The sequence below is a fragment of the Aeromonas ichthyocola genome (assembly GCF_046087985.1).
Taxonomy (GTDB): domain Bacteria; phylum Pseudomonadota; class Gammaproteobacteria; order Enterobacterales; family Aeromonadaceae; genus Aeromonas; species Aeromonas rivipollensis.
In genome coordinates this window covers 46,696-61,445 of sequence record NZ_JBJSWH010000008.1, presented here as the reverse complement: position 1 = coordinate 61,445, position 14,750 = coordinate 46,696, and the positions used below count along the sequence as shown (strand labels likewise).

General features: G+C 60.9%; 11 protein-coding genes and 3 pseudogenes. 9 read left to right on the top strand and 5 right to left on the bottom strand.

All coding sequences use genetic code 11. From position 1 onward, the window contains the following. Positions 1-102: 102 nt before the first annotated feature. Positions 103-1,359 carry a malic enzyme-like NAD(P)-binding protein gene (locus tag ACF2JD_RS20600; protein ID WP_440988101.1) on the top strand — a complete coding sequence of 419 codons (1,257 nt, stop codon included), beginning with the start codon at positions 103-105 and terminating at the stop codon, positions 1,357-1,359. A gap of 66 nt (positions 1,360-1,425) precedes the next feature. Here the strand turns inward: ACF2JD_RS20600 and ACF2JD_RS20595 are convergent, their stop codons facing one another. The 4 genes and pseudogenes from ACF2JD_RS20595 to trmA form a co-directional block, all read right to left on the bottom strand. Next, complete coding sequence (locus tag ACF2JD_RS20595) at positions 1,426-1,605, bottom strand: hypothetical protein (RefSeq protein WP_025328738.1); 180 nt, start codon at positions 1,603-1,605, stop codon at positions 1,426-1,428. A 54-nt stretch (positions 1,606-1,659) separates the two neighbouring features. After that, positions 1,660-2,985, bottom strand: coding sequence for a two-component system sensor histidine kinase RstB (gene rstB / locus ACF2JD_RS20590; RefSeq protein WP_440988100.1), 1,326 nt, complete (start codon positions 2,983-2,985; stop codon positions 1,660-1,662). Between the two features lie 108 nt (positions 2,986-3,093). Beyond that, positions 3,094-3,801: a two-component system response regulator RstA gene (gene rstA, locus ACF2JD_RS20585; protein ID WP_289987112.1), complete on the bottom strand. Its 708-nt coding sequence runs from the start codon at positions 3,799-3,801 to the stop codon at positions 3,094-3,096. A 221-nt stretch (positions 3,802-4,022) separates the two neighbouring features. Then, positions 4,023-5,157 (bottom strand): annotated as a pseudogene (gene trmA, locus ACF2JD_RS20580) (tRNA (uridine(54)-C5)-methyltransferase TrmA). A 171-nt stretch (positions 5,158-5,328) separates the two neighbouring features. On the opposite strand from trmA, the pseudogene ACF2JD_RS20575 reads away from it, so the two are divergent. From ACF2JD_RS20575 to ACF2JD_RS20540, 8 genes and pseudogenes are all read left to right on the top strand, one after another. After that, positions 5,329-6,449 (top strand): annotated as a pseudogene (locus ACF2JD_RS20575) (DUF5610 domain-containing protein). Positions 6,450-6,534: 85 nt separating this feature from the next. Further along, on the top strand, positions 6,535-7,068 hold the full coding sequence (locus ACF2JD_RS20570) for an ATP--cob(I)alamin adenosyltransferase (protein ID WP_440988099.1): 534 nt from the start codon (positions 6,535-6,537) through the stop codon (positions 7,066-7,068). 97 nt (positions 7,069-7,165) lie between these two features. After that, positions 7,166-8,850, top strand: a pseudogene (locus tag ACF2JD_RS20565) (HAD-IIIC family phosphatase). Then, entirely contained in the window at positions 8,843-9,067 is a 225-nt protein-coding gene (locus tag ACF2JD_RS20560; protein WP_139744724.1) for an acyl carrier protein, read from the top strand. Before ACF2JD_RS20565 ends, ACF2JD_RS20560 begins: the two are co-directional and overlap by 8 nt. After that, positions 9,064-9,828, top strand: coding sequence for an AAC(3) family N-acetyltransferase (locus tag ACF2JD_RS20555; protein ID WP_234677685.1), 765 nt, complete (start codon positions 9,064-9,066; stop codon positions 9,826-9,828). Before ACF2JD_RS20560 ends, ACF2JD_RS20555 begins: the two co-directional genes overlap by 4 nt. Then, the gene (locus ACF2JD_RS20550) at positions 9,818-10,219 is read left to right on the top strand and encodes a VOC family protein (protein WP_234677686.1); all 402 of its coding nucleotides are present in this window, start codon (positions 9,818-9,820) and stop codon (positions 10,217-10,219) included. The genes ACF2JD_RS20555 and ACF2JD_RS20550 overlap by 11 nt, the downstream gene beginning before the upstream one ends. A gap of 2 nt (positions 10,220-10,221) precedes the next feature. Next, entirely contained in the window at positions 10,222-11,565 is a 1,344-nt protein-coding gene (locus tag ACF2JD_RS20545) for a DUF4910 domain-containing protein (RefSeq protein ID WP_440988120.1), read from the top strand. Between the two features lie 156 nt (positions 11,566-11,721). Beyond that, entirely contained in the window at positions 11,722-12,783 is a 1,062-nt protein-coding gene (locus tag ACF2JD_RS20540) for a methyltransferase domain-containing protein (RefSeq protein WP_440988098.1), read from the top strand. 134 nt (positions 12,784-12,917) lie between these two features. Here ACF2JD_RS20540 and malZ read toward each other — a convergent pair whose 3' ends face one another. Further along, positions 12,918-14,747: a maltodextrin glucosidase gene (gene malZ, locus ACF2JD_RS20535; RefSeq protein ID WP_440988097.1), complete on the bottom strand. Its 1,830-nt coding sequence runs from the start codon at positions 14,745-14,747 to the stop codon at positions 12,918-12,920. Positions 14,748-14,750: the final 3 nt, after the last annotated feature.

Sequence of the window (14,750 nt, the reverse complement as noted above, 5' to 3'; positions counted from 1 at the left end):
ATATTTTCTGCTGTGAAAGGGGGCGGGTTTTCTTTATGATCCCCAGCCCTCGCCACAGGCGAGCCAATGCACCACTCATTCACTTCCGTATCGGGGTCCCCCATGTCCGATCTGCGTCACGATCTTCGTCAACAAGCGCTCGATTACCACGCCCAGCCCATTCCCGGCAAGATAGCCATAGCCCTCACCAAGCCCGCCGAGACCGCCCGCGATCTGGCCCTGGCCTACAGCCCGGGCGTCGCCGAGCCGGTGCGCGAGATCGCCGCCAACCCGGCCGATGCCTACCGCTACACCGGCAAGGGCAACCTGGTGGCCGTCATCTCCAACGGCACCGCCATCCTGGGGCTGGGCAATCTGGGGCCGCTGGCCTCCAAGCCGGTGATGGAGGGCAAGGCCCTGCTGTTCAAGCGCTTCGCCGGCATCGACGCCATCGACATCGAGGTGAAGCACGAGACCAGCCAGCAGTTCATCGACACTGTCGCCGCCATCGCCGACACCTTCGGCGGCATCAACCTGGAAGACATCAAGGCTCCAGAGTGCTTCGAGATAGAGCAGGCGCTGATCGAGTGCTGCGATATACCGGTGTTCCACGATGATCAGCACGGCACCGCCATCGTCACCGCCGCCGGCCTGCTCAATGCGCTGGAAGTGCAGGGCAAGCGCATCGAGCAGAGCCGTATCGTCTGCATGGGGGCCGGTGCCGCCGCCACCGCCTGCATGGATCTGCTGATCAAGTGCGGCGCTGCGCCACAGAACATCTTCATGCTGGACCGTCAGGGGGTGATCCACAGCGGTCGCACCGATCTGAACCAGTACAAGCAGCGCTTCGCCAACGACACGCCCCTGCGCACCCTGATGGATGTCATCGACGGGGCGGACGTGTTTGTCGGTGTCTCCGGTCCGGACGTGCTGCCCGCCGAGGCGGTGGCCCTGATGGCCCCCAATCCGGTGATCTTCGCCTGCTCCAACCCGGATCCCGAGATCAAGCCCGCCCTGGCGCACTCGGTGCGCAGCGATCTCATCATGGGCACGGGTCGTTCCGACTATCCGAACCAGATCAACAACGTCATCTGCTTCCCCTTCATCTTCCGCGGCGCCCTGGACGCGCGCGCCAGTCGCATCAACGATGCCATGAAGGTGGCGGCGGTGGAGGCGATCCGTGGCCTGGTGAAAGAACCCGTACCGGCCGAGGTGCTGACCGCCGCCGGGGTGAGTGCGCTCACCTTCGGCAAGGAGTACGTCATTCCCAAGCCGATGGATGCCCGTCTGCTGCCCCGTGTGGCCCGCGCCGTGGCGCTGGCAGCGGTAGCCTCCGGCGTGGCGCGCATCGCGCTGCCGGCAGATTACATGCAGGATTGAGCCGACTGAGCACGACAAAAGGGGCCCCATGATGGGGCCCCTTTTCATTGGGAGCTTGTGCGCCTGTTACTTGGTCTTGGGGGCCACTTTCACGGCCGGTGCGGCATGGGTCGCCTTGTGATGCTTTTTCACCACCTTGGTCTGGGTGGCCTGGGGTGCGGCAGCCTTGGTCGGGGTGGCAGCCATGGTGAAGCCGGAGGTCAGGGCGAAGACAGCGGCCAGGCTCAGGGGGATCAGCTTTTTCATATTCCAGTTCCTCGTTCGGTTTGATGACATGGAGCGGCTCTCCATGACGTCATCCTAGGGCTGCCGGGTCTGAGGTTCAGTGAGTGGCTGGTGACGGTTTGTATCCAAATGTACGGGCAGCCTGAGGCAGAAGCGGGCCCCCGTCTCGGCGGGCAGCAACTGCACCTCGCCCCCGTGGTGGCGCGCTATGCTGCGCACTATGGCGAGGCCTAAGCCAGTGCCGCCAGTGCGTCTGTCCCGGCTCTGATCCAGCCGCACGAAGGGCTCGAAGATCTGGGGTGCCAGCGCCGGATCTATGCCGGGGCCGTCGTCGGCCACCTCCAGCAGATAGTGATCCTGCTGCCGGCTCATGGTGAGGCTCACCCGGCTGTTGGCGTGGCGCAGGGCGTTGCCGATGAGGTTCTCCAGCGCCCTGTCCAGCAGGCGGATGTCGCCGCGCCAGGGCAGGGGATGGGCGGGAAGCTGGAGGGCGAGTCGTCTGTCCGGGCGCAGCGCCTGCCAGTCCGGGAGCCGCTCCCCGGCCCAGCGGCCCAGCTCGAGATCGCTGCACTGCAGCGGCAGCTCGGGGCGATCCAGCCTGGCATAGGTGAGCATCTCCTCGATGAGGGCGTCCAGCGCGCCGAGATCCCGTTCCAGCCCCTGCTGCTCCTCGGTGGTGGGAGGCTCGGCCAGCATGGCGAGTCGGTAGCGCAGCCGCACCAGGGGGGTGCGCAGCTCGTGGGCGATGGCGTCGGTCAGCTGCTTGCGGCTGGCCAGCATGGCCTGCAACTGTTCGGCCATCTGATCGAAGGTGCGTCCAACCCGGCCCAGGCTGCTGCCGGCGGGCAGGCCGGTGCGGCAGGAGAGATCCCCGTCACCGACCCGGCGCGCCGTCTGCTCGAGCCGTTGCAGGCCGTGCCAGTGGGGGCGCAGCCAGAGCAGTATGGGCAGGCCGAGGGAGAGGCCGATGAGCAGCAGCAGGCCCACATCCACCCAGTGCAGCTCGTGCAGGTAGGAGAGATAGGGGACGGGGCCGACGATCAGCACCTGGTCGGTGCCCGGGATGCGCTGCTGGAAGGTGTCATCCTCTTCGACGATGACGATGTTGCCCGCCTCGAGGAAGGCCTGATCCTCCCTGGCCAGCGGCTGGTTGGCGAGGGCGCCGAGTTGCAGCGGCAGGTTGAGCTGCTGGCTCTGCTCCCCCATGCGGACGGGCCAGCGTGCGGGTGGCAGCCGGGCGAGCTCGCCGGTGAGCAGCCCCAGGGAGCCCTCCATCATGTGCTCGAGATAGCGGTCCCCCGCCCGCTCGGCACTGACCTGATAGACCAGGCCGATGAGCAGGATGGCGAGGGTGAAGCAGCCGATCAGCAGCAGGTAGAACTGGATAAACAGGCGGCGCATGGGGGCTCTCCTCTTGCCTGGATTGCGTCTGGGCGCCCCCCTCATCCCCAACCCTTCTCCCGCAAGGGGAGAAGGGAGCAGAGAGCATCAAGGTCATTCGGTAACTGCTTATTCCCAGGCCTGGGGCACCAGCAGATAGCCTTTCTGGCGTACCGTCTTGATCCGGGTCGGGTTGTTGCTGTCATCCCCCAGCCGGCGCCGCAGGCGGGAGATGGCCACGTCCATGCTGCGGTCCTGGCCGTCGTAGTCGCGGCCCCGCAGGCTGCGAAACAGGGCCTCCCGTCCCAGGATCTGGCCCGCGTGGCAGGCCAGCTCCCACAAGAGATCGAAATCGGCGGTGGAGAGGGGCACGCTGTTGCCGTCGAGGCGCACGTCCCGACTCGGGCCGTCGATCCGCAGGCGACCGAACTGCAGGCGCTGGGGCGGCGCGCTGAGGGCGGCCGGTTGCGGCGCCTGCCCCTGCTGGCGGAACTGGACCCGCAGCCGGGCCAGCAGCACGGGGGGCGGCGTGGTCTTGAGGATGTAGTCGTTGGCCCCGAGCTCCAGGCTGAGGATCTGGTTCATGTCGCTGTCGAGGGAAGTAAGCATGACGATGGGGCCGGCAAAGCGTGGGCGCAGATCCCGGCACAGGGAGAGGCCGTCCTGCCCCGGCAGCATGATGTCGAGCAGCACCAGATCGGGCTGTTCGGCCTCGACCCTGGCCAGCGCGAGATCGCCCCGGGTCTCCAGCAGCACCTCTATGTCGTGGCGGCCGAGCCAGCTGCTGATGAGCTGGCCTATGTCGGGATCATCTTCAACAAACAGAACGCGTGGCATGGCGGCGTGGCCCCCGGCTATGGCGCGAATGCGCGTGTCGCCAGCATAACGGCTGCGCCAGCGCTCTGCACCGGGATAACTAATCAAAACAGGGCCCGCGGGCCCTTTGCACCCTTCTCCCCTGGCGGGAGAAGGGTGGGGGTGAGGAGGAGAGTTTGGTCCGCCTTGTGGCGTAGATACCCCCGGTTTCCATGTGGCGGGCCGGGGGGAGGCGGTTCGAATCAGCCCGCCTTGCGGCGCAGATAGACCCCGGCTTCCATATGGTGGGTCCAGGGGAACTGGTCGAACAGGGCGAAGCGGGCGATCTCGTGGGTCTCGCCCAGCACCGCCATGTTGGCCTGCAGGGTCTCGGGGTTGCAGGAGATGTAGAGGATGTTGTCGTACTCCTGCACCAGCCGGACCGTGGCGTCGTCGAGACCGGCACGGGGCGGGTCGACGAAGATGGTGTTGCACTGGTAAGCGCCGAGATCGACCCCCTTGAGGCGGTTGAACTCCCGCTCGCCGCGCATCGCCATGGTGAACTCCTCCGCCGACATGCGAAGGATGATCAGGTTGTCCACCCCGTTGGCGGCGATGTTGAACTGGGCAGAATCCACGCTCGGCTTGGCGATCTCGGTGGCCAGCACCTTGCGGAAGTTCTGGGCCAGGGCGATGGAGAAGTTGCCGTTGCCGCAGTAGAGCTCCAGCAGGTCACCCTCGCTGCCGCGGGTCACATCCAGCGCCCAGCCCAGCATCTGCTCGTTGATGGCGGCATTGGGCTGGGTGAAGCTGTTCTCCACCTGCTTGTAGACCAGCTCGCGGCCTTGCACATTGAGCTGCTCGATGACAAAGTCATCGCCCAGAGCGATTTTCTGTTTGTGCGCCCGACCAATCAGCCGCAGATCAAACCCTTGGGCGCGCAGGTCGGCTTGCAGCGTCTCGGCGACCTGCTGCCAATCGTTCTCCAGCTTGCGGTGATAGAGCAGGCTGACGATGAGCTGGCCGGATTGGGTCGACAGGTAGTCGATCTGGAACAGCTTGCGGCGCAGCACCGGATGGGGGCGCAACCCCTCCAGCAGTACCGGCATCAGCTGATTGATCAGGCGGCTGGCGGTCGGGAAGTGCTCAACCCGAATTATTTCTTTGGTTGCCGGGGCGTACGTGCAGTGGAAGAGATCATCCCCCTCATGCCAGATGCGAAATTCGGCCCGCATCCGGTAGTACTCTGCCGGTGAGGCATGAACCTCCAGCGCCGGGAGGGTGAATCCGGCAAACAGCTCGGTGAGGCGAGCGCTCTTTTCGTCGAGCTGGGCCTGATAGTCGGCAGGGGTTCTTGGCGCCACCAGAATCTGCGTCAGCCCGTTGGGATTGGGTCATGATATACCTCACATGCACACCGGCCAGGCCGGGCAGAAACCGGGAGAAGGCAACAGGCCACCCAAAGGGTGTGGATTTTAAAAGGCCGCAGTAGATTGTCCAGTATTTTGTGGTCAAGAAGTGTTCAGTCAGGCCGATAACCGATCCACAAGCATGGTGGGAGGACACATTATGCAGATCGAAGGCATGGGCGCAGCCCAACCCAAGGGAGTGGGTGTCTCTCCCAAAACGCCGCAACAGGCAGAGTCAAAACCACTGAGTCGCGAGGAAGAGGTCTCTTTACACAAGCCGCCCAAATGGGCGCAGGTGCTGATCCAGCAGGCGCTGCAGTTTGCGCTGGAGATCAATGGCCAGGGTTATAAGGCGCCCAAGGTGCAGGAGCCGGAGGTGATCACGCCGGAGACCTGTTCGACTTCCAGTCGGTGGCGGACAACGTGCTGCAGTTTGTCACTGGCCGACTTGGCGCTGCGCGGGCCGATGGCAAATCCGATGAGGATCTGACCGGCATGATGGAGCAGGCGCGCAAAGGGGTGGACAAGGGGTTCGGTGATGCCCGCAAGCAGCTCGGCGACTGGGCAACCGACAATGAGGATATCAAGACGGGTATCGATCAGAGCTACAAGCTGATCCAGAAGGGGCTCGACGAGTTCGAGAAGGAGTTCTTCGGCAAGGTCTCCCCGACCGATATAGGGGGCGGCCAAGATGGCCAGCCGCCAGCAGGGCTATCTGGAGATCCAGACCAAGGATGGCGACAAGGTGGTGCTGCGCTTCAACGACAGTTGGCAGAGCAAGTCCCAGAAGGACGACAGCGGCAGCCAGTTCAGCCTCAAGTCGAGCCAGAGCTTCAGCTTCTCGCTGGAGGGGGATTCAGCAGCGACGAGATGGAGTCCATCGGCAAGCTGGTCAAGGGGATCGACGAGCTGGCGGGGAATTTCTTCTCCGGCAACTTCGAGGATCTGCTGGATAAGGCGAGCGAGCTGAAACTGGATGACAGCCAGCTGGCTTCTTATTCCCTCAAGCTCAAGCAGTCGGCCCGCTTGAGCCAGACCTATCAGGGGGCCCATTCGCTGCAGGAGGGGCTCAAGCCGCTGGCGGACTACCTGCCGAAGCTGAGTCAGCTGCAGCAGCAGGCCGATGCCCTGTTGCCGCCCGCCCAGCAGCAGGCGTTGACCCCTGCGGTGCTGGCGGCGCGAGGCCAGAGCGAGGCGGCCGAGGGCGCCGGTTTCATGGGCTTCAACCAGCGGATGCTGGAGGCCATGAGGCTGCTCGGCCAGCAGATGGCGACGACCTGATCCCGGTTCGTCGCCCCTCTGATGCGGTGTTTGCCAGCCCGGGCCGGGGCTGGCAAACTGCCCTTTTCTCCAGCCAGACGATGCCATGAACCCCAAGAAGCCAAGAGACAAGCGCGAGCTCTGCTACCCCTTCATCTTCGAGACCCAGTTCCAGTGTGACTACGAGATCGCCACCGACGAGCTCTGCTGCCAGGTGGGGGCCGTGCTCTCCCACCTGGTGCCGGATGCCGACACCCAGCCCATGCTGGCGGATCTGGCGATCTTGCAGCGGCTCATCTACAACCTCAACGGCTCGGTGCGCGGCAAGCTCGGCATCTTCGAGGAGGATCTGGACTGGCTGAAGGGGCGTTACGATCACTACAACGAGGCGAGCCGCGGTCGGGTCACGGGTTTCGTGCTGCCCCAGGGACCCCAGCCCATTCCCACCCTGCACCTGTGCCGCTGCGGCAGCAAGAAGGTGGTGCGCCTGCTGGTGCGCCTCGAAGAGAGCGGCGTAAGCTTCGACCCCATCCTCTATCGCTTCGCCAACCTGCTGGCCAACTTCTTCTTCGTGCTCACCGTCTACCTCAAGCAGGCGTGGGATGTGACTGAAGTGCCCTATGTCAGCATCAACTACTGAAGATGGCTGAAAAAGCTTTTGTTTTTCATGAAGATCAAACACGATCATCCCATTTGTCGGTCGCCGGGATGGTTCCGGTAGTGCAGTGGGGAAGGTCATGACCATGCTTCATCTCAGTGGCAGTTCGTTCTTGATGCCGGGCAACCTTGCCTGGCGACCTCTTGCAGAATATGGCGAGGTGCAGGTGGCTCCCCATGGTCAGTGGCTGCAGACGCTGATGAACCAGGCTGCCGATGCCGCGGCCCAGACTCACATCATCATCTGGCTGTGGGAAGATCTGGTGCCAGTCCAGACCCTGCAGGCATGGGGTCGTCTGACGCAGGATGAGCAGCAGTTGGCCGTAGCCGCTTTCGTCGATGCGCTCTGCAAGCCCCTGTTGCAGTATCTGCAGCGCCGCCCGCAGGATCATCTGCTGGTCGGTGCCTGCAGCCACGCGCCACTCTCCGTCTATGGCCCGGCCCCTGCCGCGCTCGCCGCGCTGGCAAGTGCGTTTGAGCAGCAGATGGCTCGCCTGCGGCAGCAACAACCCGGCATGGACGATCTGCACCTGCCGCTCTGGCTGCAACAGCATGGCCGACATCACTGCTTTGACCGGCGCAACCTCTATCTGATGTCCTGCCCCTTCTCCATGGTCGGTCTGGCCAGCCTGGCGCAGTGGATTGTCCCCTTGTTGCAGCGGCTGCAGCAACCCGCCCACAAGGTGCTGGTGCTCGACTGTGACAATACCCTGTGGGGAGGCGTGGTTGGCGAAGACGGTGTGGGTGGCATCCTGCTGGGGCAGGATGGGGTGGGGCGTCTCTATCAGGCCTTCCAGCAGGCCGCCTGTTACTGGCACGGGCAGGGCGTCATATTGGCGCTCTGTTCCAAGAATCTGGCAGACGATGTGTGGCGACTGTTTGATGAGCATCCGGGCATGGTGCTGGCACGTCAGCACATCGCTGCTGCCGAAATCGGCTGGGAGCCCAAATCCCCAGGGGCTGCGGCGGCTAGCCGCGCGACTCAATGTCGGGCTGGACAGCCTGGTATTTTGGGATGACAGCGAGCTGGAGCGTGCTGAAGTCCGGGCCAATTGTCCCGAAGTGATGGTGGTCACCCCCCCTGCCGACATCTGGGGGTGGCCGGATGCCCTGATGACGCTGCCGGCCCTGTGCAGTCGCCACCAGAGTCAGGATGACGGCCTGCGCCAGCATTCCTATCAGGCGCAAGCCCAGGCAAATGAGGTGCGTCAGCAACTGGGCGATGAGCACGCCTTCTTGCGGCAATTGGCGCTGCATGCCGACTGGCAGCCGCTCTCCCCGGGCAACCAGTTGCGAGCCGAACAACTCAGCCAGAAGACCAATCAGTTCAATCTCTCTGCCCGCCGCTATCAGGCGGCGGAACTGGCCCGGCTGGCCGCTGAGGGTGGTGAGGTCTGGCTGGCTAGCTTACGGGACAGATTTGCCGACCACGGTATGACGGCTCTGCTGGTGGTGCGCCCGCTCGACGAGGGCAGGGCGCTGCTGGATACCCTGGCCATCAGTTGCCGGGTGCTGGGACGTGGTTTCGAATACTGGCTGCTGGCGCAACTGGCGAACCGGTTGCAGGCGCAAGGCAGGACCGAACTGGTCATCAGCCTGGTCGCTACAGAGCGTAATCTGCCGGCACGGGATTTTCTGGCGAGCCTGCCAACCCGGCCGATAACCACTCCAGCGGGGTTGATGCCGCTGGCGGACGAGGTGTTTCTCAGCCTGGCTCTCCCCTCCCTCTCTCTCCCCTTTTTTGGAGTTTTATGCCAATGAATGACCTTATCGCGCTGGCACGCCAGCAGTTCCCCCAGGCCAGCGTCAATGAACAGTCAGCCCTCGGCAGTTTTCCCGAGTGGGACTCTCTGGGCCACTTCAACCTGCTGTTGCTGGTCGAGCAGCACTATGGCGTGCGTTTCGAGCCGAACGAGCTGGCTGAGCTGAAGAGTCTGGCCGACATCAAGCAAGCTTTGCTGCGCAAAGGGGTCGCCGTGTGAAGCAGGCGTTCGAGCAGGCGCTGACCGAGTTGGGGATCCCCAGAGGCGGCGCCCTGATGGTGCACTCGGATGCCATGGTGGTGGCCCAGTTTGCCGGCATGGGCAACGCCGCGGGCATCGCAGCCTTCTGGACATACCTAGAGCAGTGGCTGGGCGGGCACTTGTTGGTGCCGACCTTCAGTTATAGCCCGATGGCGGGCGAGTGCTTCGATTCTGCGCAGACCCCGAGCAAGGTGGGGCTGATGACGGAAGTATTCCGGCAGCGTGAAGGCGTGGTGCGTACGCTGGATCCCATCTTCAGTATGGCGATAAGTGGCCCATATGGACCCTCTCTGGTGGCCCGGGAGTGTCACGATTGTTTCGGCCAAGAGAGCCCCTTTGGCTGGCTGGCGGAGCAAGATGGCTGGCTGCTGGGGCTGGGTTGTCACCCTGACCGTATCACCTTCACCCACTACGTAGAGCAGAGGCTGGCCGTCGCCTACCGCTATCACAAAGCATTTGCGGGTCAGGTGCGAGTAGACGGCCGCTTGCGGGAGTGGCAGGCAAACTACTATGTGCGCGACCTGTCTCTGGCCAGCGAGATCGACCTCTCCCGGCTGGTGGCCTTGCTGCAGGCTCGGGGTGTCTGGCGCCAGGCTCTGTGCCAGCGGGTGCCTGTCTGGGCCGTCTCGTGCCGCGATTTTATGCTGGCTGCCGGCGAGTTAATGGCGGTGGCACCATACGCCCTGATCCGGGCGGGAGCAGTGCCTCATGCAATTTGATCATATTGGACTGGTCGTGCCGGACCTGGCTAGCGGTGTGGCCTATTGTCGCGACGTGCTGGGGCTGAACCGCTTCTCGGTGGCAGTTGAAGATCCACTGCAGCGGGTCTGGGTGCAGTTTGTACACGATGAAAATGGGCTGTGTTACGAACTGGTTGCCCCGGCCAGTGAGGACAGCCCCGTGACTCAGGTACTCAAGACCCGGCGCAATGTCATCAACCATCTTGCCTATCGGGTGCCTTGCCTGCAGGAGAGCGCCGTCAGACTGCGTGAGCAACGTCATCTTCCTCTAGGACCCAGCCAGCCGGCAATCGCCTTTGGTGGATCTCATGTCCAGTTTTTTCTAAGCCCCTTGGGGCATATTGTTGAGCTGATTGAGGACGTTGCATGACAATGACAACACCGATGCATACTGGTGGTTATCTTCCCATAGACTGGAGCGATCAGGCTCAACTCGGTGAACAGCTGCATCGATTCTTAACCTTGCTGTTCCCACTCAATCGTAGCCTGACTGGTGAGGGGGTTCGGCAAACACTCTCCTTGATCCGGCAGCACTGCTTGCCTGATTTGACCATCCATGAGGTGGAAAGCGGGACCACATGCTTCGACTGGACAGTGCCCGATGAGTGGAATGTAAGGCAGGCTTATATCGTAGGGCCTGACGGGCACAAGGTCGTTGACTTCAAGGACAGCAACTTGCACCTGGTCGGTTATTCTGAGCCAGTGCGTTGTACCCTGTCGCTGGCAGAATTGCAGCCATATCTGCATTCATTGCCCGAACTGCCGGACGCTATCCCCTATATCACATCTTATTACCAGCGCCGTTGGGGCTTTTGTTTACCCAATAATGTGCGGGAAGCGTTGCCGGAAGGAAATTATGAGGTTGTGATCGATACCAGTTTGCAACCAGGCTCACTGACTTATGCCGAGTGGGTGTTGCCAGGGGAGAGCGAGCAGGAGGTTTTGTTATCCAGCTATGTTTGCCATCCTTCCATGGCCAACAACGAGTTGTCCGGCCCTGGCGTCGGGGTATTTCTGATGGCCTGGCTTGCCTCCTTGCCCAAGCGTCGCTACAGCTATCGATTGATGCTTGTCCCTGAGACAATTGGGGCCATCGTTTATCTTTCTCGTCATCTGGAGCACCTCAAGTCTCATACGTTGGCCGGTTTTAATCTCACCTGCATGGGGGACGAGAGGTGTTACTCTTTCTTACCGTCCAGGCAGGGGAATTCTTTAGCTGATCGTATTGGACGCCATGTGCTGGGTCATATTGCACCTGATTATATGGTGTATAGCTATCTTGACCGAGGGTCCAACGAACGTCAGTTATGTGCCCCCGGAATAGACCTGCCAGTCACAACTATGATGCGCAGTAAATACGGTTGCTATGCTGAATATCACACCTCATTGGATGACCTTACCCTGGTCACGCCACGGGGCCTGGCGGATAGCTTCCTGGCGTTACGGCGAGCGATCGAGTGTCTGGAGTTGGATGAATGTTGTGAGGCCACCGTATTGGGCGAACCCCAGCTGGGACGACGTGGCCTCTATCCGAATCTGTCTACACGTGATTCCGGCGATCAGGTGAGGGATATGATGAACTTGCTGGCGTACAGCGATGGCCATATGAGCCTGTTTGAGATTGCCGAGGTCATCGACGTACCGTTTTGGCGGGTCGAGCCCTTGGCTAGAAAGCTAATCGATGCAGGGGTTCTGCGCAGGTGTAGTCGTCGTTGAGAATAGGTACTTCGTTGCATGATGTGATGGATGAGAATCCAGAGACAACGCGTTCGAACAACCTTGTTTCATCAATCCTGATCATATCTTTAGGAGAGGATCATGAGATGTCCATATTGTCACAGTGATAACACATTGGTTTTCCTTGAACGCAAGATGCCAGCCGTTTTATCTGCCTACTCTGGTGATTTTCCGGTAAAGGTATCGGAATTGCAGGTCAGTGCCTGCAAGGATTGCCTGGTGGGGTTTGCATCCAAGAAGTTATCATCGGAAGAGCTGACGGAAATATATGACAACTATCTATATATATCTCCGCTGAATAATATCGGCGCTTCTAAGTATGACGGCATGATTAATACCATCGCCAGTCATTTTGGCAAAGATGAAAAAATATTTGAGATTGGCTGTTCAGAAGGCTATTTGTTGAAAAAACTGAACGACATCGGATTCTCCAATGTAACAGGAATTGAGCCAGGCCCCCAAGCCGATATTGCGAAGGGCTTGGGGCTTAACGTCATAAAAGGTTATTTTAATGCACGCCATGTTCAGGACAAGATAGATGGTTACTATCTTATGCATGTGTTTGAGCATTTTGAAGATCCCTTCTCCATCTTTAAATTAATGTCTGAAACCTTGAATGATACCGGAAGGATAATCATTGAGGTCCCTGACTTCGGTGGTTTCCATGTACAGCACCTCTTCTACTATAACATCTACTTCATGCAAGGCCTGGCCCGTGATAACAAACTCAAAATAATATATCACTGCGTTGAGAATGACAGTTTGAGGGTTGTCTTTGTAAAAGCTGAAAATACACGTTACAACGACATTGAAGTGGCCTTTGATAAAGCAGGTTATATCGAGAATCTCTCAATATTTAAGCAGCGGTGCGATGCATCTCGCAATAGAGTCAATGCCTTTCTCAGAAAGGCAGGCAGCGTCGTTTGGTGGGGGGCTGGTTCTGCATCCGTTATTTTGTTGAACGGGGTTGAGAAAGAGGTTTTGGATGGCACAAATATCATGGTCGTTGATGGCGATCAGAATAAAGCCGGTCGCACTGTGCCTGGAGTGAATCTCAAGGTGAGTTATTTTGAGAAAATCCGTAATAAGCATGTCAGTAACCTGGTGATTGCATCAAGTTTCTATAAAGAAATATTTGAGACAGTGAAGGCTAACGGAATCACATATGATCATGTCGAAGTGTTTAGTGATGCCTGATTAAAGGCTTAAGAGTGGTGAGGATCGTCAGGGTGACATGCAGTAAATCATTTTAATTTTACTGGTAGGGAATTTAAGTCTGCCGGTAATAATGGCGGGACAGAGCCCGCCATTTATTTGATAGTATCTCTTCATCAGCTGGAGAGCAGCACCCTGGCCGAGTTGGCCGGTATGGTGAGCTGCACCTCCCCTTGCACTACCTCGAACTTGTCGCCGTTGAAGGCGTCGGTGAAGCGGCTGGCGGGGCTGGCTGTCTGCCACAGGGGCAGGCTGATGGTGCGCGGCTCGGTCGGGTGGCGGTTGCAGGCCACCACCACCTGATCGCTTTGCAGGGTGCGGGCGAACACATAGCTGTGAGGGCCGGCGTAGAGGGTCTGGATGTCGCCCCGGCGCAGGGCCGGACGCTGGCGGCGCAGCTGGATCAGGCGGCGATAGTGATCGTGCAGCACATGATCCCAGTCTGTGGTGTCCCAGGGGAAGCAGCGACGGCAGTCCGGATCGTTGCCGCCGGAGAGCCCCACCTCGTCGCCGTAGTAGATGGAGGGCACGCCTATGTAGGTGATGAGCAGGGTGGCGGCGAGCCGCATGCGCTGCTTGTCCTCCCCCAGCAGGTGGAGGAAGCGGGCGGTGTCATGACTGTCCAGCAGGTTGAACTGGGCCAGCTGGTTCTTGAACGGGATATGGGCCCGGGCCAGCTTGAGCCATCTGTCCAGCTCCTCGGCGCTGATCTTGATGGGGTGATAGGCGATGTCCTGCCCCGCCAGGAAGGCGCGGATGGGGTGGGCGAAGCCGTAGTAGTTCATGGCGCCGTCCTCCTGATCCCCCTGCAGCCACTGGCTCGCCTCGAAGAAGTGTTCGCCGAGCACGTAAGCGTCTGGGTTCTCCTGCTTGACGGCGCCGCGAATGGCGCGCACATGGCCGCTGTTGCCCATGGCCGAGCCCCGCTCCCCCAGCATATGGATGACGTCGAAGCGCCAGCCGTCGATCTGGTAGGGGGCGCGCATCCAGTAGCGCAGAATGGCGTTGTCTGCCCGATACACGGCGTCCTGCACCTGCTCGCTGGCGAAGTCCAGCTTGGGCAGGCTGCGAATGCCTTTCCAGCTGACATAATCCCCCTCCTGGTCGAAGGTGTAGAAGCTGCGCCAGGGGGAGTCCGGGTTGCTCTGGGCTCCCAGCGGCGGGCAGAACCAGGGGTGGTCGGTGGAGGTGTGGTTGACCACGGCGTCCAGGATGATCTTCATGCCGCGCTGATGCAGGTTGCGGGTCAGCTCGGCAAACTGGGCATTGGTGCCGAGGTGCGGGTCGACGCTGTAGTAATCCTGGGTGTCGTACTTGTGGTTGCTCGGCGAATCGAAGATGGGGTTGAGGTAGAGCGCCGTCACCCCGAGGGATTGCAGATAGTGCAGCTTGGCGTCTATGCCCGCCAGATCCCCGCCGTAAAACTCGCAGGCGCCGTGGCCCTCCTCGTGGCGGCTGACCGGTTCCCCCCAGGCCTTGCTGATGACCGCCTTGCCGCGGTACTCGTACTCGTGATGCTTGACGCTCAGCGACGGATCGCCGTTGCAGAAGCGGTCCGGGAAGATCTGGTAGAAGACCTGATCCTGTACCCAGGTCGGCGGCTGGTGATGGCTGTTGAAGCGGAAATGTTGCTCGCGCGGCGGCATGGCGGCGCTGACGCCCGCCCCGTGCAGCAACCACTGCTCCTGGTCGGTGAGGCACTTGAAGCAGTAGAGGTGGATCTCCTGCCCCTTGGCCAGCGGCAGCTCGACCTGCCAGACCTGCAGTCTGTCCCGGGTCGAGACAGGGCGCATGGCTACCAGATACTCCTCGTTGTCCGGCTCGTGACGCAGCCACACCTCGCGGATGGGGGCGTCCAGCTCGCTGAACAGGGTGAGCAACAGGGTATCGGCACTCTCTTTGAACCAGGGTGCCACCTGGGGATGATACAGGAAGGGATGGGTCATGGT

Excerpts from the sequence above, each read along its gene's own strand:
- rstB (WP_440988100.1), bottom strand. The coding sequence starts at position 2,985 with ATGCGCCGCCTGTTTATCCAGTTCTACCTGCTGCTGATCGGCTGCTTC.
- ACF2JD_RS20550 (WP_234677686.1), top strand. The coding sequence starts at position 9,818 with ATGCAATTTGATCATATTGGACTGGTCGTGCCGGACCTGGCTAGCGGT.
- malZ (WP_440988097.1), bottom strand. The coding sequence starts at position 14,747 with ATGACCCATCCCTTCCTGTATCATCCCCAGGTGGCACCCTGGTTCAAA.
- ACF2JD_RS20540 (WP_440988098.1), top strand. The coding sequence starts at position 11,722 with ATGCCAGCCGTTTTATCTGCCTACTCTGGTGATTTTCCGGTAAAGGTA.
- ACF2JD_RS20570 (WP_440988099.1), top strand. The coding sequence starts at position 6,535 with ATGAACCCCAAGAAGCCAAGAGACAAGCGCGAGCTCTGCTACCCCTTC.
- ACF2JD_RS20600 (WP_440988101.1), top strand. The coding sequence starts at position 103 with ATGTCCGATCTGCGTCACGATCTTCGTCAACAAGCGCTCGATTACCAC.
- ACF2JD_RS20560 (WP_139744724.1), top strand. The coding sequence starts at position 8,843 with ATGAATGACCTTATCGCGCTGGCACGCCAGCAGTTCCCCCAGGCCAGC.
- ACF2JD_RS20545 (WP_440988120.1), top strand. The coding sequence starts at position 10,222 with ATGACAACACCGATGCATACTGGTGGTTATCTTCCCATAGACTGGAGC.
- ACF2JD_RS20595 (WP_025328738.1), bottom strand. The coding sequence starts at position 1,605 with ATGAAAAAGCTGATCCCCCTGAGCCTGGCCGCTGTCTTCGCCCTGACC.
- rstA (WP_289987112.1), bottom strand. The coding sequence starts at position 3,801 with ATGCCACGCGTTCTGTTTGTTGAAGATGATCCCGACATAGGCCAGCTC.